This window comes from Arcticibacter svalbardensis MN12-7 (assembly GCF_000403135.1).
GTDB classification, from domain to species: domain Bacteria; phylum Bacteroidota; class Bacteroidia; order Sphingobacteriales; family Sphingobacteriaceae; genus Arcticibacter; species Arcticibacter svalbardensis.
Window position 1 is genome coordinate 71,630 of the sequence record NZ_AQPN01000078.1, and the last position, 20,350, is coordinate 91,979.

21 protein-coding genes are annotated in these 20,350 nt (G+C 37.9%); 8 read left to right on the forward strand and 13 right to left on the reverse strand.

All coding sequences use genetic code 11. From position 1 onward, the window contains the following. Window positions 1–281: 281 nt before the first annotated feature. Together ADIARSV_RS09895 and ADIARSV_RS09900 are read left to right on the forward strand one after the other, a co-directional pair. Entirely contained in the window at window positions 282–1,307 is a 1,026-nt protein-coding gene (locus tag ADIARSV_RS09895) for a sugar kinase (RefSeq protein WP_016195356.1), read from the forward strand. A 66-nt stretch (window positions 1,308–1,373) separates the two neighbouring features. Next, a complete protein-coding gene (locus ADIARSV_RS09900; protein ID WP_016195357.1) occupies window positions 1,374–1,823 on the forward strand; it encodes a YhcH/YjgK/YiaL family protein in 450 nt (149 codons plus the stop codon). Between the two features lie 77 nt (window positions 1,824–1,900). Here the strand turns inward: ADIARSV_RS09900 and ADIARSV_RS21870 are convergent, their stop codons facing one another. The 7 genes from ADIARSV_RS21870 to ADIARSV_RS09930 form a co-directional block, all read right to left on the reverse strand. Further along, on the reverse strand, window positions 1,901–2,068 hold the full coding sequence (locus ADIARSV_RS21870; protein WP_016195358.1) for an altronate hydrolase: 168 nt from the start codon (window positions 2,066–2,068) through the stop codon (window positions 1,901–1,903). A 131-nt stretch (window positions 2,069–2,199) separates the two neighbouring features. After that, window positions 2,200–3,219: a sugar kinase gene (locus ADIARSV_RS09905; protein ID WP_016195360.1), complete on the reverse strand. Its 1,020-nt coding sequence runs from the start codon at window positions 3,217–3,219 to the stop codon at window positions 2,200–2,202. Continuing rightward, window positions 3,219–4,619, reverse strand: a complete 1,401-nt coding sequence (gene uxaC / locus ADIARSV_RS09910; protein ID WP_016195361.1) for a glucuronate isomerase — start codon at window positions 4,617–4,619, stop codon at window positions 3,219–3,221. Before uxaC ends, ADIARSV_RS09905 begins: the two co-directional genes overlap by 1 nt. Before the next feature lie 35 nt (window positions 4,620–4,654). Beyond that, window positions 4,655–6,568 (reverse strand): glycoside hydrolase family 88/105 protein, encoded by a 1,914-nt coding sequence (locus ADIARSV_RS09915; RefSeq protein ID WP_016195362.1) that lies wholly within the window; start codon window positions 6,566–6,568, stop codon window positions 4,655–4,657. A 101-nt stretch (window positions 6,569–6,669) separates the two neighbouring features. Beyond that, window positions 6,670–8,232, reverse strand: a complete 1,563-nt coding sequence (locus ADIARSV_RS09920) for a glycoside hydrolase family 28 protein (RefSeq protein WP_235048395.1) — start codon at window positions 8,230–8,232, stop codon at window positions 6,670–6,672. A 318-nt stretch (window positions 8,233–8,550) separates the two neighbouring features. Next, a complete protein-coding gene (gene kduI / locus ADIARSV_RS09925) occupies window positions 8,551–9,381 on the reverse strand; it encodes a 5-dehydro-4-deoxy-D-glucuronate isomerase (RefSeq protein ID WP_040299698.1) in 831 nt (276 codons plus the stop codon). 33 nt (window positions 9,382–9,414) lie between these two features. Continuing rightward, on the reverse strand, window positions 9,415–10,185 hold the full coding sequence (locus ADIARSV_RS09930; RefSeq protein ID WP_016195365.1) for an SDR family NAD(P)-dependent oxidoreductase: 771 nt from the start codon (window positions 10,183–10,185) through the stop codon (window positions 9,415–9,417). Between the two features lie 237 nt (window positions 10,186–10,422). Between ADIARSV_RS09930 and ADIARSV_RS09935 the strand changes: the two genes are divergently transcribed. Then, a complete protein-coding gene (locus tag ADIARSV_RS09935) occupies window positions 10,423–11,211 on the forward strand; it encodes a gluconate 5-dehydrogenase (RefSeq protein WP_016195366.1) in 789 nt (262 codons plus the stop codon). A gap of 257 nt (window positions 11,212–11,468) precedes the next feature. Here the strand turns inward: ADIARSV_RS09935 and ADIARSV_RS23185 are convergent, their stop codons facing one another. Continuing rightward, the gene (locus ADIARSV_RS23185; RefSeq protein ID WP_394331148.1) at window positions 11,469–11,537 is read right to left on the reverse strand and encodes a hypothetical protein; all 69 of its coding nucleotides are present in this window, start codon (window positions 11,535–11,537) and stop codon (window positions 11,469–11,471) included. 14 nt (window positions 11,538–11,551) lie between these two features. Here ADIARSV_RS23185 and ADIARSV_RS09940 point away from each other — a divergent pair, with 14 nt between their 5' ends. Both ADIARSV_RS09940 and ADIARSV_RS21875 read left to right on the forward strand, forming a co-directional pair. After that, window positions 11,552–11,815, forward strand: a complete 264-nt coding sequence (locus ADIARSV_RS09940; RefSeq protein WP_040299699.1) for a substrate-binding domain-containing protein — start codon at window positions 11,552–11,554, stop codon at window positions 11,813–11,815. Between the two features lie 106 nt (window positions 11,816–11,921). After that, window positions 11,922–12,095, forward strand: coding sequence for a hypothetical protein (locus ADIARSV_RS21875; protein WP_016195369.1), 174 nt, complete (start codon window positions 11,922–11,924; stop codon window positions 12,093–12,095). Here ADIARSV_RS21875 and ADIARSV_RS09945 read toward each other — a convergent pair. Further along, window positions 12,092–13,576 (reverse strand): MBL fold metallo-hydrolase RNA specificity domain-containing protein, encoded by a 1,485-nt coding sequence (locus ADIARSV_RS09945; protein WP_235048396.1) that lies wholly within the window; start codon window positions 13,574–13,576, stop codon window positions 12,092–12,094. The genes ADIARSV_RS21875 and ADIARSV_RS09945 overlap by 4 nt on opposite strands. A 65-nt stretch (window positions 13,577–13,641) precedes the next feature. Between ADIARSV_RS09945 and ADIARSV_RS09950 the strand changes: the two genes are divergently transcribed. From ADIARSV_RS09950 to ADIARSV_RS09960, 3 genes are read left to right on the forward strand one after another with little or no spacing between them, the layout of a single operon-like run. After that, a complete protein-coding gene (locus ADIARSV_RS09950; RefSeq protein WP_016195371.1) occupies window positions 13,642–14,019 on the forward strand; it encodes a BlaI/MecI/CopY family transcriptional regulator in 378 nt (125 codons plus the stop codon). Next, window positions 14,016–15,104, forward strand: coding sequence for a M56 family metallopeptidase (locus tag ADIARSV_RS09955; RefSeq protein WP_016195372.1), 1,089 nt, complete (start codon window positions 14,016–14,018; stop codon window positions 15,102–15,104). Before ADIARSV_RS09950 ends, ADIARSV_RS09955 begins: the two co-directional genes overlap by 4 nt. Before the next feature lie 8 nt (window positions 15,105–15,112). Then, window positions 15,113–15,814: a TonB-dependent receptor plug domain-containing protein gene (locus ADIARSV_RS09960; RefSeq protein WP_016195373.1), complete on the forward strand. Its 702-nt coding sequence runs from the start codon at window positions 15,113–15,115 to the stop codon at window positions 15,812–15,814. An 86-nt stretch (window positions 15,815–15,900) separates the two neighbouring features. Here the strand turns inward: ADIARSV_RS09960 and ADIARSV_RS09965 are convergent, their stop codons facing one another. The 4 genes from ADIARSV_RS09965 to pdeM all read right to left on the reverse strand — a co-directional run bounded on the left by ADIARSV_RS09965 (window position 15,901) and on the right by pdeM (window position 20,245). Next, window positions 15,901–16,671, reverse strand: a complete 771-nt coding sequence (locus tag ADIARSV_RS09965; protein WP_016195374.1) for a succinate dehydrogenase/fumarate reductase iron-sulfur subunit — start codon at window positions 16,669–16,671, stop codon at window positions 15,901–15,903. Window positions 16,672–16,695: 24 nt separating this feature from the next. Continuing rightward, window positions 16,696–18,630, reverse strand: coding sequence for a fumarate reductase/succinate dehydrogenase flavoprotein subunit (locus tag ADIARSV_RS09970; protein ID WP_016195375.1), 1,935 nt, complete (start codon window positions 18,628–18,630; stop codon window positions 16,696–16,698). 38 nt (window positions 18,631–18,668) lie between these two features. Next, a complete protein-coding gene (locus tag ADIARSV_RS09975) occupies window positions 18,669–19,454 on the reverse strand; it encodes a succinate dehydrogenase cytochrome b subunit (RefSeq protein WP_016195376.1) in 786 nt (261 codons plus the stop codon). Window positions 19,455–19,564: 110 nt separating this feature from the next. Next, entirely contained in the window at window positions 19,565–20,245 is a 681-nt protein-coding gene (pdeM, locus tag ADIARSV_RS09980) for a ligase-associated DNA damage response endonuclease PdeM (RefSeq protein WP_016195377.1), read from the reverse strand. Window positions 20,246–20,350: the final 105 nt, after the last annotated feature.

The window sequence follows — 20,350 nt, forward strand, 5'->3', positions numbered from 1 at the left end:
TATTGAGCATAAATGTATAAAATTTAGTTTAGGTTTAATTTAAACATGACTAGAATCATATATTAGAGGAGAATGTTATTTTACTAAAGTATCAACAAAAAGAATGTTTTGTTACAAAAATGGAAATAAATAGAATTGTTTAATTCCTTAAGTAGGTTCGGAAACGATTGCGTAATATTTTAATAAAAGATGTGACAAAATCGGAGCCTGTGTGACTTTAATAAAGTAATTTTGGTAATTATATTCATAAACCGTTATAATATTAATTTTATAGTTTTAAGATGTCTAAAAAAGTAGTAACCCTTGGAGAGATCATGATGCGTCTTTCCACCCCAGGATTTGAGCGTTTTGTTCAGGCTGATTCTTTTGATGTTACCTATGGTGGCGGAGAAGCAAACGTTGCTGTAGCAATATCAAATTACGGTCTTGACGGCGTATTTGTATCTAAAGTTCCTGATAATGCATTAGGACAAGCGGCTATTAATCACATCCGCCGTTACGGTGTTGACACGCAATATGTCGCTCGTGGTGGAAAAAGATTAGGTATTTATTTCCTGGAGACAGGTGCTTCTGCACGTGCATCTCAGGTTGTATATGACCGTGCAGATGCTTCAATTGCTGACGCTGAAATATCAGATTTTGACTTTGATAAAATATTTGAAGGTGCTGATTGGTTCCATACTACAGGTATTACTCCTGCATTAAGCGACAAAGCAGCTGCTCTTACTCTTGCTGCTTTAAAGGCTGCAAAAGCAAAGGGAATTACAACTAGTATCGACCTTAACTACCGTAAAAAACTTTGGAGTAAAGATAAAGCCAAAGAAGTGATGACTGAGCTTTGTAAATATGTTGATGTATGTATCGGAAATGAAGAAGATGCTGAAACTACATTAGGATTTAAAAGCCATGGTACTGACATTACAAAAGGTGAATTGAATTTGGACGGATACAAAGATGTATTCCAACAAATGAAAGAAAAATTCGGATTCAAATATATTGCTTCTACTCTTCGCGTAAGCCACAGTGCTTCTGATAATGGATGGTCTGCATTGGTATATGATGGAACTGAATTTTATAATACTAAAAAATACGAAGTTCGTATAGTTGACCGTGTTGGTAGTGGTGACTCATTCGCAAGTGGATTCATTTATGGATTAGTAACTGGTTTACCAATGGGAGAAGCTGCTGAATTTGGTGTTGCTGCTTCTGCATTGAAACACACTATTCCAGGTGACCTTAACCATGCTACTTTAGCAGAAGTAAGTACCTTGATGAAGGGTGATGCTTCAGGTCGCGTTCAGAGATAAGTTAATTACATTATAGAGATCCGCCGTTTAGTTTAAACGGCGGATTTTTTTATTAAAACCAAAATTATGATAATAGATTCATTAGAAAACGCTAAAAAATATTACAGTGTTCACCCTCGTTTTGCTCAGGCATTTGGCTATCTGAAAAGCCAGGATTTAAACGCAATGGAACCTGGTAAATTCCCTATTGACGGTACAAATATCCATGCTTCAGTGTCGGCTAAAGATGGCGTGTCTGTAGAAGATGCTAAATTTGAAGCTCATAATAATTTCCTTGATATCCAGGTTTGTATCTCTGCTAGCGAGACAATGGGATGGAGCACACGCAGTTTGTGTAATGATCCGAAGGATGCGTACAATCCTGAAAAGGACGTGATCTTCTTTAATGATAAACCAGGTATGTATTTCGAGTTGAAAGCAGGTCAGTTTGCCATCTTCTTTCCTGAGGATGTTCATGCACCAATGATTGGTGAAGGACTGATTAAGAAATTGGTTGTTAAGGTTAGAAAAGACTAAGTATTTAAAAAATAAGCTGTTATACAACAAAGACCGGGTCATTAGACCCGGTCTTCTCATTGAACACTAAAACCAGCTTAAAGTGTAACTCCTGTTTTGAAAATAGCAATCTCGCGGAAACCTGATTCCTCGTGATGCGCTTTCTCACCGCTTGCAACGCGGATAATTTTAGAGATAGGAATTGGTACTCTTTTATCCTGTTTAACCTGAGCGTAGATCTCTTTTAAGAGATTTGTTAATTTCAAAGCACATCCAATCTACGAAACAACGCAAGAAATTGCCTTCTCCAAACTGGAGCACTTTTTCAGGGCGTTCAACATAATCTGAGAATACTTTTTTACTCAATTGCATATATTGACTTTTATTATCGTTTGATTTAATCTTTTTGACTGTCTTTCTTAATTTTAGATACACGAAGAATATCCTGTTTGGTAGAGTCGCCTTGTTCCTGCAGCTTACCAAATGCGGCTGCTGTAGCATAGTTTACGATTTCCTGCGGGGAATGATACAGATAAGATCCATATATTAATCCTCCCATAAAACAATCTCCACTACCGGAGCGGTCTACCACTCCTTCAGTTCTCAATTCCGGTGAATTGTATTGCTTACCTTCTGTGTACAAACTGGTATAGTAAGAAAGATCATTTTTATCACTGTCAAACCGGAAGGTATTGGCTACCGTTTTGCACTTTGGAAAGCGTTCAATAATTTCAAGAGATGTTTTCTTTGCATGATCCAGATAGGCTTGTCTAGTCCCCTTTACATGTATATCTTCATCAATTGATGTACCAAGCAGCGTGTTGGCAGCCCAGATATTTCCCATCACCACGTCACAATATTTAACCAACTCAGGCATTACATCAATAGGCTCTTTGCCATATTTCCATAAGCGGGAACGGTAATTCAGATCGACAGAGATGGTGATGTTTTTCCGGGAAGCAGCTTCTACGGCTTCGAGGCATACATCGGCAACATTAGCATTTAAGGCGGGACTTATTGCTGTAAAATTAAACCAGGAAACATCCCGGAGCACTTTGTCCCAATCAATCATGCCTCTTTTCAGTCCGGCGAACGAAGAGTAATCCCGATCATACACCACACTGCTTTTTAAATCTGCCCCTCTATCCAAATAATAAACGCCAATCCGGTTACCTGTTAAAATTACCGAAGAGGTATAAATACCCTTATATTCCAGGTATTCCAATACATACTTCGACATAAAGTTATCAGGCAATACCGTACAATACTTAACCGGAATATTCCATCCGGCAAGTGCAGTTGCAGTATTGGCTTCAGCTCCCCCTACATATAGTGCAAAGGGGTGTTTATCCATTTCTTCATCTGAGGAAGGAGATACCCTCAATAATAATTCTCCAAAACACAGCACTTTACTCATCACCAGTTGATATAGTTTTTAGCATTATAGTAACAGATATCTTTTATCACTTTCCCTATCCATTCGACATCATTAGGAAGCTCCCCATTTTCTACTTCTTCGCCGAAAAGGTTACATAAGATCCTTCTAAAATATTCATGACGGGGGTAAGAAAGGAAACTTCTTGAATCGGTAAGCATACCAATGAATTTACTGATAAGCCCCATATTGGATAGCGCATTCATTTGTTTCACCATTCCATCTTTTTGATCAAGGAACCACCATGCAGAACCAAACTGAACCTTACCGGCAACTGAACCATCATTGAAGTTACCAATCATGGTTGCAATTAATTCGTTGTCTGCAGGATTTAAGTTATAGATGATTGTTTTTGCAAGTTGATCAGTAGCATCCAATCCGTTAAGGAATTTAGATAATTGTCTTCCCTGACTGAAATCACCGATAGAATCCCATCCTGTATCAGGACCAAGAACAGATAACATACGTGCGTTATTATTTCTTAGCGCGCCAAGGTGAAACTGTTGTACCCATCCTGTTGCATGATCCCATTTGGCAAAATGAACCAGCATAGCCGATTTAAATTTCAACACTTCCATGTCTGTAAGTGTTGCATTGCTTCGTATTTTAATAAAGATCTTACTAATCTCTTCATCTGTATAGTCTTCTGCGTAGATCTGCTCTAAACCATGATCCGATACACGACAACCATTCTGGTCGAAGTAATCGTGACGCAGTTTTAGTGCTTTTAAATAAGTATCAAAATCGGCGATACTTAAATTTGTTACCTGCTCTACTTTAGCAATGTATTCGTTAAGTCCGGCCACGTCATCTGCACTCATTGCTTTATCGGGACGGAATGCTGGTCTAACCTGCAAAGCGATACCTTCTTTAGCAATTTTCTGATGATGTTCCAATGAATCGATAGGATCGTCAGTGGTGCAAACTGCTTCCACTTTCATCTTACTTAATAAACCACGCACGGAATATTCAGGAGTCTGTAGTTTAGCGGTACACTCGTCATATACCTTTTTTGCTGTGCTGCCAGATAAGATATCCTGTACATCAAAATAACGACGCAACTCTAAGTGTGTCCAATGGTACAATGGGTTTCTTAACGTATAAGGAACTGTTTCAGCCCATTTTTCAAACTTCTCGTAATCACTTTTTTTACCTGTGATAAAATCTTCATTAACACCATTTGCACGCATGGCACGCCACTTGTAATGATCGCCATATAACCAAACCTGGGTTAAATTATCAAAGTTAACATCATTGGCAATCTGCTCAGGAATAAGGTGATTATGGTAATCAATAATCGGCATATCCTTTGCGTACTCATGGAAGAGACGCTCAGCGGTACGATTTGTTAATAAAAAATTATCGTCTAAAAAATTTTTCATGATTTATAAATTTACCTCCTTAGGAGATCGTTCTTTTATCTTTTTGAGGCTTGTTGCAACAACCAGTTTGCAAGGTCATTTGCTGCCTTGAAATTATCAAAGTCTGCAGAAAGCCTACGTCCATCAACATACTCATTGTAAAACCAAGGGTCGCCAATTGCGAATACAGTTCCCTTACCTAATTTAGCGGTAGCCATAATGATATCGCCCTTATGTGTGAAGAATGGCTTAGCCGGAGCTTTTATTTGTATCGTGCTCAGTTCTTTAATATACAGCTTCTTTGCTGTTTTGAAAATTGCATTGCCTGCAGGAACTGGTATGGCGGCCATTTCAAACTGACTGCCTGTAACCGGGTTTTTCTGATCTTCATTAAAAGTGATACCGAACTTTTGAGCCAGTGTATTAAAGTGTGTAAATTCAGCATTACCCACATCGTTAGTCATTAATACCAGTACGCCACCGCCTTCTACCCAATTTACTAATTCCGTTGCATCCTTTGCCTGAACAAAGTTAGGCTTCGGTGATTCCTTTTCTGTATCAGGATCGACAATGATGTAAACTGATGTATTTTTTAAATTTAATGCTGTAGGAGCAACTTCGAGGTGGTTAGTTTTTGCACCAGCGTAATTAAATAAGTTTCTCCAAAACCAGAAGCCACTATTAGCCTGATCTTCCCAGGTATAATGAAAGCGAACATCTTGTCCTAGTGGACCCTTTTTATATTCATTATTGAAGTAATAATCCAGGGTTACGGTTTTACCTATTCCTGGTTTAGGCATGGTTGCCAGTTCCATTTCATTAGATGCACTGATAAATGCCCCAACACCCTTAGGATCATTTGTAATTGCCTTTTCGCTCATGTAGTATCCATAACTACCATCGCGATAAGGTTTACCACCAAGACCGGAAACGGTCACTGTTCCTTTGAAATTAATTTTTTCTGCGTTTACCTCTTCAACAAACTCTTTTTTCATTCCTTCGTAACCCTTTTGGGCAACTTTGAAATAGCTCTGAGGAAGATAACCTTGTCTTACACCCTTAGCTAGTGCATAAACAAACATGCTTGCTGCTGAGGATTCGAAATAGTTACCCTTTCCTTTTGGAACGTCGATAATATCATACCAAAGGCCTGATGGTTGTTGTGATTTGGTTACTGCAGCTGAATAACGGTTAAGGATATCGATCAGCTGTTTTTTGCCTGGATGTGTATCAGGAAAATATTCTAAAGCATCAACGAGTGCCATTCCGTACCAGCCCATTGCTCTTCCCCATACATGTGGAGATTGACCGGTTGTTTTATTAGCCCATTGTTGCTCTTTAGATTCATCCCAGCCATGAATCATTAGACCTGTTTTTGCATCTCTGGAATGACGTTCCATAAATACAAACTGATTGGTAATATCATCAAAAGCCTTGGTATCATTGGTTACAGCTGAAAATTCAGCATAAAAAGGTTGTCCCATATAAAGACCATCCAACCACATTTGATTAGGATAAATACGTTTATGCCAGAATCCTCCTTCTTTTGTACGAGGTTGCTCGCTAAGCTGATGTCTTAAAAGCTGAGCAGCCTTAAAATATTTTACTTGTCCTGTTACATTGTACAACAGCAATAATGCCCTTCCATTTTTAATATTATCGATGTTATGTGAGTTCTTATCGTAGGTACGGATATCGCCATTTTCCTGAACGAAGAAATCCATACTTTTCTTAATATAGTCAAAGTACTTTTTGTCGCCCGTACGTTGCCATACAGATGAAACACCTTCCAGTAATACACCTTGATCATAAGTCCATTTAAATGGTCTTCCAACCCATAGCGAGTCACTCCAGATATCCATAACAGTATTGGTCATCCGTTCTGACAACGGAATGGTCTGTGCTTTAGTAATGAGTACCTGAAAACAGAAAAACAGGCTGAGCGTTAATATAGTAGTAATTCTTTTCATAAAGATTCCTATTTAATTTTTATTGCTTTCTTATTGGCTCCGTCTTTAAACTCGGCATTACTCTTTGCTATTATGGTATTTGTATTAGTATCAGAAATATTTTAACTGCTTGCCCCCTTGATATTAAAAAGCAACGCTGCATTCTTACTGTATTTTAAACCGTCGAAAGAAAGGCCACTGCTATTTGTAACATCTACAACAGGTGTTGTTTCTTTAACGATGAGATTTACGTATTTAAAGGAAATGTCTTTCGCATCCTGACTTTCAATGCCTTTTTTCGCTTGAATGGTGATATTCTCGAGATGAATATTATTAATTTTCCTCTCACGTAATCCTCTTATGAATACAGCTGTTTCGGCACCGTTGCAGACTACATTTTTAACATAGATATCTTTGAACTGCGGAGTTTCTTCAGTAACAGGAAGAAGATCTACTTTAGGAGCTTCGCGATTTTCTCCCTTTAATACAACAGGATCCAGGGCAGCGTAGTACATATTAAATAAGATAGCCTCACTGGCACTATCTTTCATGGTGATATTTTTGATGTATATTTTCTCTACAATACCACCTCTGCCACGTGTAGTTTTGAAACGAAGGCCGATATCGGTACCAAACAAATTCTTTGCACCACCAGACATTTCACTTCTTACAACACAACTATCATGAACATGGTATACGGTACAATTTTTAATTAATATGTTTTCGGTAGGCATGGCTATTTTACGACCTTGTGCATCGCGACCTAATTCAATACAGATTCCATCATCCCCGACATCAAATACACTGTTTTCAATCATCCCATTTTTGCAGGATTCAAAATCTAAGCCATCGCCATTCTGGCCATACCATAGATTCCTAACTCTAATATCGCTTATTGTTAAGTTTTCGCACATCAATGGATGAACATTCCATGCAGGTGAATTCTGAAAGGTTACACCTTCGAGCAAGACTTTCTTGGAAGATGCCAGCCCAATTAAATTGGGCCTTAAAAAGTCTTTGTTATCTTCATAATCCTTGAGGAATTTGCCAGCTTCCAAAATACCAGCTCCTTTTAAGGTTGATCCTTTTAAAGATTGTTCTGAAGGATACCAGATTCTTCCTTTTGGATCAACTACGCCACCGGAAGCCACTACATTGTCCCATTGACTAGCAGTTAACTTTTCCTTTTTCACCATTCGCCATGAATCATCATTTCCATCAATGATCCCCTTACCTGTTATGGCAATGTTGACAAAATTGGTCCCAGAAATAGGAGATTCGTTACGGACTGCATCAAGTCCTTCGCAATTAGTTTGAACTAGTTTATACTGAGAATGATCTTTTGTGAAGCTTAACACAGCATCACTTTGAAGATGCAGATTGACGTTACTGTTGAGCACGATAGGCCCTGTAGACCATAAACCTGCAGGTATGAGCACGACACCTCCACTTTTAATGCTACAATCCTCAGTGGCATCATGAATACTTTTAGAGTTCAGGATAATTCCGTCACTTACAGCACCGTATTTTATTATATTAAAGGTATCAGCTTTGAATGTTGGTTTTTCTACCTTGGGTAGGTTACTGATTGCCCATGAAAGATCAGTTTGTGAAAACGACTGAAATGACACGAATTGCAGTATTCCAACTAAGATTGCTCCTTTTAATTTCTGTATATTATTCATATTATTTGTTGGCACTAAATGCTTAAGCTTCAAGTTTGACCTAATCGGTTGGTCCCTCAACTTATTCAGCATTTTTGTTACAATTATCTAATCTTTATATGGTTAGTATAAATGATTCATTAGGAATTAAGCAAGATTACAGACTTTAGCCTTAAATAAAGATGAAATGAGGATATATATTTACGCAAACGTTATCGGAGGTAACAATATAGATGCAAAAAAAAAGCACCCGGTTAATTCGGGTGCTTTTGTCGATTTAGTGTGTTATCGTAAAAAGACTATTGATTTTCAAAAGCCTGTTACAATATATGTCAGTTATTATCTTAATTCATTAATTGCTACAGCATCCATATCTGAGTATACCAGATTTTCTCCAGCCATTGCCCATATAAATCCGTAGTTAGAAGTACCACCTCCAGAATGAATAGACCATGGCGGTGAAATGATTGCCTGATGATTTTGAACAACCACATGACGTGTCTCTTGAGGCTGACCCATTAAATGAAATACAACCTGGCCTGCAGGAACATCAAAATAGAAGTAAGATTCCATTCTGCGGTCATGAACATGAGCTGGCATGGTATTCCAAACACAACCAGTACTCAGAACAGTTAATCCCATTACTAACTGGCAACTTTTAGCACCTTCAAGGTGGATATATTTATAAATAGTTCGCTCGTTAGCAGTATCTTTACTTCCAATAGTTGTAGGAATAGCATTTTCCTTCTTAATCAGTTGATGTGGGTATTCCTTGTGCGCAGGCACTGAATAAAGGAAAAACTTGGCAGGATCGGTAGCTACATTGCTTGAAAAAACAACGGATACTGACCCCTTTCCAACATAAACAGCATCAAGTTTATTCACTTCATATACAGTGCCATCAATGTTAACAGTACCAGCACCACCTACATTGATAATACCTAATTCCCGCCTTTGTAAAAAGAAATCAGAACGAAGATTTTCATAACCAGGAAGCTCCAAAGGCTTATCTACCGGTACAACACTTCCAGTGATTGCACGATCATAATGAGAATAAGTAAAATTGAACTGACCTAATTGCATCAGGTCTTCTAATAAGAAACTTGCACGAAGTTCTGCAGTGCCAAGAGTGGCAACTTCTTTAGGACTTTGTGCATAACGTTGATTCATTATCATAATCTAATTTATTAATTAACGTGTTTATTAACGTCCCATCCAGCCACCATCAACTGTCAGGATTGTACCACTTACATAATCAGAGGCTTTAGATGCCAGAAAAACGACAGGCCCTTTAAAGTCATCTGTTTCGCCCCAACGGCCAGCGGGAATACGGCCTAAAATTGATTTACTCCGCTCTTCATCATTTCGTAGTGCTTCTGTATTATCAGTAGAAATATATCCGGGAGCAATGCCATTTACATTTACACCCTTTGAGGCCCATTCATTTGACAGAGCCTTAACTAAACTTCCTATAGCCCCTTTACTAGCTGCATATCCTGGAACATGTATTCCGCCCTGGAAGGTAAGCAGAGAAGCTGTGAATATAATTTTACCTGACCCGTTTTCAATCATTCTTGCTCCAATTTCCCGGCTGATTACAAACTGACTATTCAGATTGATCTCGATAACCTTGTCCCAGAATTCATCAGAATGCTCTGCTGCTGGCTGTCTTAAGATGGTTCCTGCATTGTTTACCAAAATATCTATAGTCAGATTTTCTGATAATACTTTTTGCAAAAACTCTTCTACAGACTTTCTATTACTCAGATCACACTGATAAGCCGTAAATTTCCGTCCAATTGCATGGATGTCTCTTTCCGTTTCGCTACCACTCAGTGCGATGGAGGAAGAAACACCAATTATATCTGCTCCTGCTTCTGCAAGAGCTTCGGCCATGGCCTTTCCTATACCACGATTACAACCGGTTACCAGGGCCACTTTCCCCGATAAGTCAAATAAAGAATTGTTGCCCATTACTTTTTGAGATAAAATGTGATGCAAAATTACATTTTATACACAAAATAAAGACCCCGTCTAAAGTATATTTAAAATTTAGTGCAGGAGCAACAAATTAAAGCATTTTGATTGTTTTATTAGTCTTTAAAGCTCACAAGGTGATACAGATCATTTTTTACCTGTGATATAATTACAATCTTGCATAAGTTTCCAAACACCTATTGATTTGGAACTCAAACTATAAAAAATAATAAAATGTCTCTATCTCTATTTGATCTGACAGGTAAAAGAGCACTCGTTACTGGTGCTACTCACGGTTTAGGAATGTCAATGGCAGTAGGCTTAGCCAATGCCGGTGCACAAATTATCATCAATGATATATCTCAAGAAAAACTTGATAGTGCAATTAAAGAATACGCAGTTTTAGGTATTGCTATCAAAGGATATCTTTTTGATGTAACTGATGAAGCTGCTGTAATAGCTAATGTGGCTAAAATTGAAGCTGAAGTAGGTCCTATCGATATTTTAATTAATAACGCAGGTATAATCAAACGTACTCCCGTAATCGATATGGAAGTGGCTGATTGGGAACTTGTATTAAAAATTGATCTTACAGGTCCGTTCATTATGGCTAAACACGTTGGCCGTAACATGATTGAACGTCGTGCAGGTAAAATTATCAATATGTGCTCCATGATGAGTGAAGTTGGAAGAAATACAGTTAGTGCTTATGCAGCTGCAAAAGGCGGTTTAAAAATGCTGACAAAAAATCTTGCAACTGAATGGGCTGGATTTAACATTCAGGTTAATGGTATCGGTCCAGGTTATTTTGCTACTTCACAGACTGCTCCTATTCGTGTAGATGGTCATCCATTTAACGATTTCATTATAAGTCGTACTCCAGCTGCCCGTTGGGGAAAAACAGATGACTTACAAGGTGCTGCAATCTTTTTATCCTCTCAAGCTTCTGATTTCGTAAACGGACATATTCTTTATGTTGACGGTGGAATCCTTGCTTCTTTAGGAAAAGCATCAAACGAATAATTATTATCGGGCATCTAGCCCTTATCATATGGAAAGGCTGCCTAATCAGGCAGCCTTTTTTCATATTTAATATTTTGGAAAAGCATCCTGGATCTTACAATCTTATTCTGAAATCCAATTCCTAAAGATTTTCTCTATTTGGTATTCTTTTACTTCCTCATCGGTAATCTGATGTGACCATGAGACTCGCTGAGTTGGCTAAAACCCTGCACCTGTGTTTTGTATTCCGCATAATAGGTGGTTTGTTCATTAGCAACCTAACCCCAATTATTCCATCCTTCAGGTTTGATTACTTTACGTAGATCACACTTAATAAAAACGACTATAGCATAAGGCCTCCATGGTCTCCCAAGATAAAACGATCCATCAGGAGCATTCCCAGTTTGGTACTACGGCCATTTTGTGCACAAAGATCGCAGGGTTTACTAATTCTACAGTCGTCGACTTATTTAATCCCCCAATTACAGCGATACGACAACCTGCCTTTGAGATGGGACAGGCTGCAATGGAATTGCTTATTCAGCTTATTGAAACCAAAAAACCAATTACAGAATTCGAAACCAGAGTATCGCACACCGATTTAATTATTAATAATCCAAATTAATAACGTTCTGTTTTGACCTGTTCATCTAGTCTAAATGGCTATTAGTCTAAATAAATTTCAATTAAAGAAATTATACTGTTGATTTGATTAAGAAATTAAAAAAGCAATGAACAAATCACATCATTCAGTTTCGCCATTTATTATGTTGTTAATTCCAGCTTTACTTGCAATTATACTTTCTGTAAGTAATGCAGGCAAAGACAAGAATCCTGAAAAATACACAGTTTCCAGTTACTTTAGCGTACCTGTACTAAAAGGAGTGATTCAGTCTTTATATTAATCCTGAATCACTTCCTTTAATTCTAAGTTTTCGACCTGATGCTGAGCTGGTATTTTTATGCTTGCAAAACCTACTTCCAATAGTTTATCACGAAAATTCTCTTGTACCTTGTTTTCGCCATGAACCAGATAAATCTGCTTCACTTCTTTAGGGTCCTGACAAGACAAAAATTGAAGCAAATCTGCACAATCACCATGTGCACTCATCGATCTGATCACTTTTACCTCAGCTCTAACATCATAATCATCACCAAAAATCTGAACGATCTTTTTACCTGACATTAACTGTCCTCCTAAAGAATTTGGTTCACAATAGCCAACCAGTAATATGGTATTCTTATTATTTTGAATGTTGTTCCTGATATGATGTTTAACTCTACCCGCCTCTGCCATACCAGAAGAGGATATAATAACACAAGGTCTTGGATCATCATTTAAGCGCTTAGATTCTTCCACACTATCAATAAACTTTAACCCTGTAAACTGAAATATATCTTCATCGCGCTTCAACACATCCTGAACCTTATTATTATATACCTGAGTATGTCCTTTCAACACTTCAGTAGCTTTTAAAGACAGTGGACTATCAACATAAAAGGGAACATCAGGCAAAGTACCATTCAGTTCAAGTGCATTTAACGCGTAAAGTAGTTCCTGGGTACGCCCTACACTAAACGCTGGAATAATTAATTTTCCCTTTTTAACCAGACAGGTTTGCGTGATAATTTCTTGCAATTGCCCTTCAATAGGCTCCAGATCTTTATGATAAGAATCCCCATAAGTAGACTCCATTATAATATAATCAGCCTGAGGGAAAGATTGCGGACTCTTGAGCAACATATCATTATAACGTCCAAGGTCACCACTAAATGTAATCTGAGTAAACTTAGCGTCTTCCAAAATGGTAATATTTATTGCCGCACTCCCTAATATATGCCCTGCATCTGTAAAGCAAAATTTTATCCTGGAGTCAATTTCATAATCTTCGTTATACTCGACAATTTTAAAAAGTCGCATCGCTTCCATTACATCCTCTTCCGTATACAAGGGCACCATAGGAACCCGACCAGTCCTTACCTCTTTTTTATTAATATAATCGGTATCATTTTTCTGAATACCTGCCGAATCGTTTAAAAGAATTCGCGCCAGATCCATAGTAGCAGCAGTAGAAAATATGGTTCCCTTAAATCCATCAGCAACCAAACGCGGTATCAATCCACAATGATCAATATGCGCATGCGATAAAATAAGATAGTTTACTTCTTCAGGATTAAAACCGAAATGCTCGTTTAATTCATCTGTCTCATCTCCTCTTCCCTGAAACATTCCACAATCGAGCAAAAGCTGAATGCCATTCTTAAGTTTTATAAGGTGTTTACTGCCCGTGACGGTTCCTGCCGCCCCATGAAATGTTATCGTCATATTCTTAGTAGTAGATGTGTAAACCACAACATCAAAATATATTATTAGTTTTTTATTCATTGAACTAATAATTTAGTTGCAAAACTAAAAACTTAGTTATACTTTTATATAAACAATGTGAGCATATGGAAATCAAGGAACTAACTAAAGCGGAAGAGCAGATTATGCAGGTCTTATGGGACATAGGTAAGGGCTTCGTTAAAGATCTAATTGAAATCTTGCCTGAGCCAAAACCTGCCTATAATACAGTATCCACTATTATCCGGATTCTCGAAACTAAGGGTTTTGCAGATCATCTGGCACTTGGAAATAGCCATCAGTATTTTCCGGTTATTACACGGGAGCAATACCGAAGTTTTGCTACGGACAAATTGCTCCACAATTACTTTGGCAACTCGGTAGAAAAAATGTTTTCATTCTTTGTAAAAAAGGAAAAAATTGATCTGGAAGAGGCTGATGAAATTCTGAAACTGATTGGAAACTTTAAAAAGAATAAGTCATGAATTGGGCAATATATCTCATACAGGTCAACATTTACCTCATTTTATTCTATTGTTTTTATACCCTACTATTGTGTCGCGAAACCTTTTTTATTCTAAACAGAATCTACTTAGTCTCAACTGCAGTGCTCTCCTTTTGCATTCCGGTGTTACAATCTCAATGGATATATGCTCTGTTTTTTACTCAACAGGATACCGTATCGGTTACGCTGGAATCCTTATACTTAACAGGGGTTACAGTGACTCAATCAAAGGCGTTGACAGACTGGTTACTTATTATTTACCTATCAGGCGTTCTAATAGCAACAGGTAAGTTTGTTTATTATTTATATCAAATTACAAAAAGTAAAGATAAAAGTACGCAACCAGCTTGGTCATTCTTTAGCAAAATCAGGATCTCAGATGAACTGGATGAAAAAGAATCGATTAGGAGACATGAGATGGTGCATGCAAACCAGTTGCATTCTGCTGATGTGATCCTCTTCGAAATACTGGCCATCATCAACTGGTTTAATCCAATAAGTTATCTCTATACCAAATCCATTAAGTATATCCATGAGTTCATTGCAGATGAGGATACAGCAGATACAATGGGGAAACACGATTATTCTGTATTACTGGTGAGCAATGCTTTCGGAGTTAAACCACTTCATTTAACCAATAGTTTTTTTAACCAATCATTACTAAAAAAGAGAATTATCATGTTACAAAAAACCAAATCTAAACGCACCGCCTTGCTGAAGTACGGATTGTCAGCTCCATTATTTGCCTGTATGGTAGTTATTGCATCCGCTAGTCCGCAGTCTGATAAACTAACCGAACAAATCAAGAACACGGTTAGTAATGTTAATACAGAAATCGCAGATAATACAGGAGGTTATTCAGAATCAGTTAGTAACTCTTTATCCGCTCTGATTAAACCCAAATCAACAGCAACGCCTAGGAATACGCTGCTTAATAGCACTGACAGTGTATTTACCTTCGCTGCCATAGATAAACTACCCGAATTTCAAGGAGGAATTCCTGCTTTCTATGCTTATGTTGGGAAAAACTACATATATCCTGTTGAAGCGAGAAAGAAGGGGTAACCGGTAAATTGATATTTTCTTTTATTATTGAAACAGATGGAACACTGACTGATATTAAAACCTTACAAGACCTTGGATATGGAACTGCAGAAGAGGGACTAAAATTACTTCAAAATTGTCCTAAATGGCAACCTGGAATAAAAGACAAAAAGCCCGTACGTGTTCAATATACACTACCTATCATGCTCAATCTTGAAGGGGATAAAAAAATTGGCTCTCTACATTCTAATTTAAAGATTGACTCTAATCAGCCTCTTTACCTCTTAGACGGAAAGGAAATCAAACAAAGTGAGATATCTGCAATTGATGCAAATACCATCAAATCTATTGACGTGATTCGGAGCGATCAAACAGCTCAATACGGAGAAAAGGGTAAAAATGGAGTAGTTAAGCTTCAATTGAAAAAACCAGGTGAATTGAGCAGACTCTCTTTGGAAGTTCCTGTCAAAGAAATAAATCAAAACACAAATAAATTATCCCCAGTAGTAGTGGTGGGTTACAATACAAACACCATCAATATGAATGATAATAGCGTTCCCAGTTTCAACGGCCTCTTAATTATTGATGGAAAAGAAACCCCTTCCTCAAATTTAAAAAGCATCAATCCAGAGACCATCCAGTCTATATCTATTTTAAATAATGATGAAGCCACTAAAAAATATGGAGCAAAAGGTAAAAATGGAGTGATGATTATTACGAGCAAAAAGTAATAAAAACAATTATAATCACAAGAGCCCAGTGCTTTCGCAACTGGGCTCTTTTCACAATATCTCCTTGCCTCGTAAAACAAAAATAATTAATTTATCTCTTCTTCTTTAAAAAACTTAGCGTTGTAAAAATCGCGACGCATTCTATTGATGTTTGTTAACGAAATTTCTTTAGGACATTCAATCTCACAAGCGCCTGTATTCGTACAGTTTCCGAACCCTTCCTTGTCCATTTGTGCGACCATTGCCTGCGCTCTTCGGTATCTTTCAGGTTGTCCCTGAGGCAGTAATGCCAACTGAGAAATCTTAGCTGATACAAACAAAGAAGCAGAAGCATTTTTACATGCCGCAACACAAGCACCACAAGAAATACAAGTCGCAGAGTTAAATGCTTCATCTGAAATAACCTTAGAAATAGGTATTTCATTAGCATCCGGGACACCCCCTGTATTGACAGATATAAATCCACCAGCTTGTTGAATTCGTTCAAAAGCAGAACGATCTACCGCTAAATCCTTAATTACAGGAAACGCAGTTGCTCTCCATGGTTCAATTGTAATAATCTCCCCATCATGAAAACTGCGCATATGCAACTGACAAGTTGTAATAGCCTGTTTAGGACCATGTGGACGACCATTTATATATAATGAACATGCGCCACAAATTCCTTCGCGACAATCATGATCAAAGTGAATAGGATCCTGTGTCCCTTTAACCAAACGCTCATTCACAACGTCAAGCATTTCAAGGAAAGACATTTCAGGAGATATATCGGCAGCTTTATATGTTACAAATTGACCCTTGTCTGCAGCGTTCTTCTGTCTCCATACCTTCAGGGTTAAATTCATGTTTCCACTCATGGCTTATCTAGATTTCTTATATAACTATTTATAACTACGTTGAGTAAGTTTGACATTTTCAAATATCAGGTCCTCTTTATGCAATTCTGAAGGAGTATTCTCCCCTTTGAATTTCCAAGCTGCTACGTATGCAAAATTCTCATCATCACGTTTCGCTTCGCCTTCTTCAGTCTGGCTCTCTTCTCTAAAGTGACCACCGCAAGATTCTTTACGATTCAGTGCATCATCCACCATCAATTCGCCCAATTCAATAAAATCAGCCACACGTCCTGCTTTTTCAAGAGACATATTCATTTCTTCATTTTCACCCAGCACAATTGCATTTTTCCAGAAATCAACTTTTAATGCCTGAATTAATCCCTTAGCTTTTAATAAACCAGCTTCATTACGGGCCATACCACAGTATTCCCACATAATTAAGCCAAGGTCACGATGGTACTCATCAAGTGTCTTCGTTCCCTTCATCGCCAGAAACTTATTGATCCGGTCTGTGATATCCTTCTTTGTTTGGGCAAAAGCAGGATGACTCGTATCAACAGGTTTCGGACCGATCCCTGCAAGGTAATCACCCAAAGTATATGGAATCACAAAGTAGCCATCCGCAAGTCCCTGCATCAAAGCAGAAGCTCCAAGACGATTTGCTCCATGATCAGAAAAATTACATTCTCCCAGTGCATATAATCCAGGTACAGTAGTCATCAGGTTATAATCAACCCAAAGTCCACCCATGGTATAATGTACAGCAGGGTAGATCCGCATTGGCATTTCGTAAGGATTCTCATCTGTAATCTGATAATACATATCAAATAAGTTTCCGTATTTAGCTTGAACAGCATCCTTTCCAAGACGATGAATAGCATCTGCAAAATCCAGATAAACAGCCTTTCCTGTTGTTCCTACTCCTTTACCATCATCACATGCTTCCTTGGCATTACGGGAAGCCACATCACGGGGAACAAGATTTCCAAATGAAGGATATTTACGTTCCAGAAAGTAATCACGATCATCTTCCTTAATATCACCAGGCTTAACCTGTCCCTTACGAACCTGTTCAGCCAACTCTTTCGTTTTAGGAACCCAAACACGTCCATCATTACGAAGAGACTCAGACATCAATGTCAACTTAGACTGATAGTCACCCGTTACAGGAATACAAGTAGGATGAATTTGCGTATAACAAGGATTAGCAAAAAAAGCACCCTTTTTATGAGCTCTCCAAATTGCTGTTGCATTACATCCCATGGCATTAGTAGACAAGTAGAACACGTTACCGTATCCACCAGTACACAACAACACAGCATGACCAGCAAAAGATTCGATCTCACCTGAAATCAGGTCACGGGTAACGATACCCTGAGCCTTACCATCAACCATAACCAAATCAAGCATTTCGTGACGGTTGTACATCTCTACTTTATCTAAATTAATCTGGCGGTTTAAGGCAGAATAAGCACCTAACAATAACTGTTGTCCAGTTTGACCTCTAGCATAAAAAGTACGGGAAACCTGAGCACCACCAAAAGAGCGGTTATCAAGTAAGCCACCATATTCACGAGCAAAAGGAACACCCTGTGCCACACATTGGTCAATAATATTAACAGATTCCTCTGCCAACCGATGTACGTTTGATTCTCTGGAGCGATAATCGCCTCCCTTAATGGTATCATAAAACAAGCGATAAACGCTATCACCGTCATTCTGATAATTTTTTGCTGCATTGATCCCACCTTGTGCTGCGATAGAGTGAGCACGACGGGGACTATCCTGATAACAAAATGCTTTTACATTATAACCAAGCTCTGCAAGTGATGCAGCTGCAGAAGCACCAGCCAAACCAGTTCCGACTACAATAACTGTAAACTTCCTTTTATTTGAAGGATTTACAAGCTTCAGATCGAATTTATATTTATTCCACTTTTCCGCTAATGGGCCTTGTGGTGTTTTTGAATCTAATACCATGTCAGAATTATATTTTATCCCTATACGGGAGGATTCATCTATTGTGCGAAATACATATATATGGGCATTGCAGCAAATACCGCAGGTATGATAATACTAAATACCCAAAGTCCCACAAAATCAATAATTGGCTTATACTTTACGTGATCAAACCCAAGCGTCTGGAAACCACTTTGAAAACCATGATACAAATGGAAGCCCAAAGCAATCATGGACAATACATATAATATCACATACCATGCCTCGCTAAATGAGTCTTTTACTATCAGGTAAAGATCTTTTGCTACAACCACTTCTGTTTGGTTCTGTACATCCACATATTCAGCGTGCACCAATTCTTTACCGTTAAACGGCAATTGTGTAATCTTTACAACATTCGGGTTATCCAGTTTCATTTCATATTGCACATAAGGTAAACCTCCCCAATGATACTCTGCCCAGAATGATTTCATGTGAATAACCAGAAATAACAGAATGATAGTTCCCAGAATACCCATATTCCTGGAGTTCCAGCTACTGTTTGCCGCTCCGTTATACTGCGCATATTGAACAGTTCTTGCTTTTTTATTCCTTGCCGTAATAATTAAAGCATAAACAGCATGCAAAATGATGGAGATATACAATACATACGAAACAATTTTAATTGGCAGAAAATGAGTCATAAAATAAGAATACTCATTAAACGCTTTACCACCATCATCTTTAAACAATTGAAGATTTCCAACTAGATGGATGACGAGAAACAGGCTAAGAAATAAACCAGTTAATCCCATTATTAATTTTCTTCCCAGTGTTGAGGAGAAAGCTTTACTTAAACTACCCATTTTCCTTTCTTAAATTATATATAGAACTGCAAAAGTATTCAATAACATGACAATAATATAACCCATTTGGTCAAAAACGCGCTACATTACCCAATTTAGAACCAATCTAATCACAACTTAAGCACTTTATTGTTTAAAACACCAAAGACATGTACCCCCTGAGTAACCTCCATACAGTAGTTACCTGTAAACTTTCCAAAAGCGGGTATTATCGCCTGTGTTGCATTAAAATAAAAGCAAGATAAGGTGACCGACTGTTTCCCTTTGCCTTTAAGTTTAACTCCAGGGTGAATGTGTCCACTGATACAGTACCATTCAGTATCTTCATTTTCAAGTAGCGCGTCATGAATGAAAGGTACAGGCTCATGTATAAATTTAAAGGGAAATAACCGATATTCTTTCATTACAATAAATCCGGCCTCACAGTACTGTTTATCATTTAAGATGTCATGGTTCCCCTTTACTAAAACCATTTGAATGTTTGGGAATAAGCCGGTCCAGAGCATTAACCAGTTCCAGTCATCATTATATTCACTATGAAAGAGATCCCCCAGAAATATAATTCGCTTTGGATGATAAGTATGAATTAGGTCTGATAATACAGCTAATTCTTCTTGCTCCATGATTTTAGGAATAGCAATACCTGCTTTTCGAAAATGCCCTACCTTACCGATATGCAGATCAGACACAATAAGAGTTTCTTGTTCTTCCCAATATATGCCCTTTTCGGATAGTAATACCAAATGTTGCCCTAGCAACTCCCATTTCAATCCTTTATCTTCCAATAACATTCGCAGCCTTCATATTGTAAAATTATAAAAACAGTCTATGAGTTACAAGATCAAATGCGCATTCCTCCCAATAATAAGATAGCACTCCTGTTTAGATCATGAGCT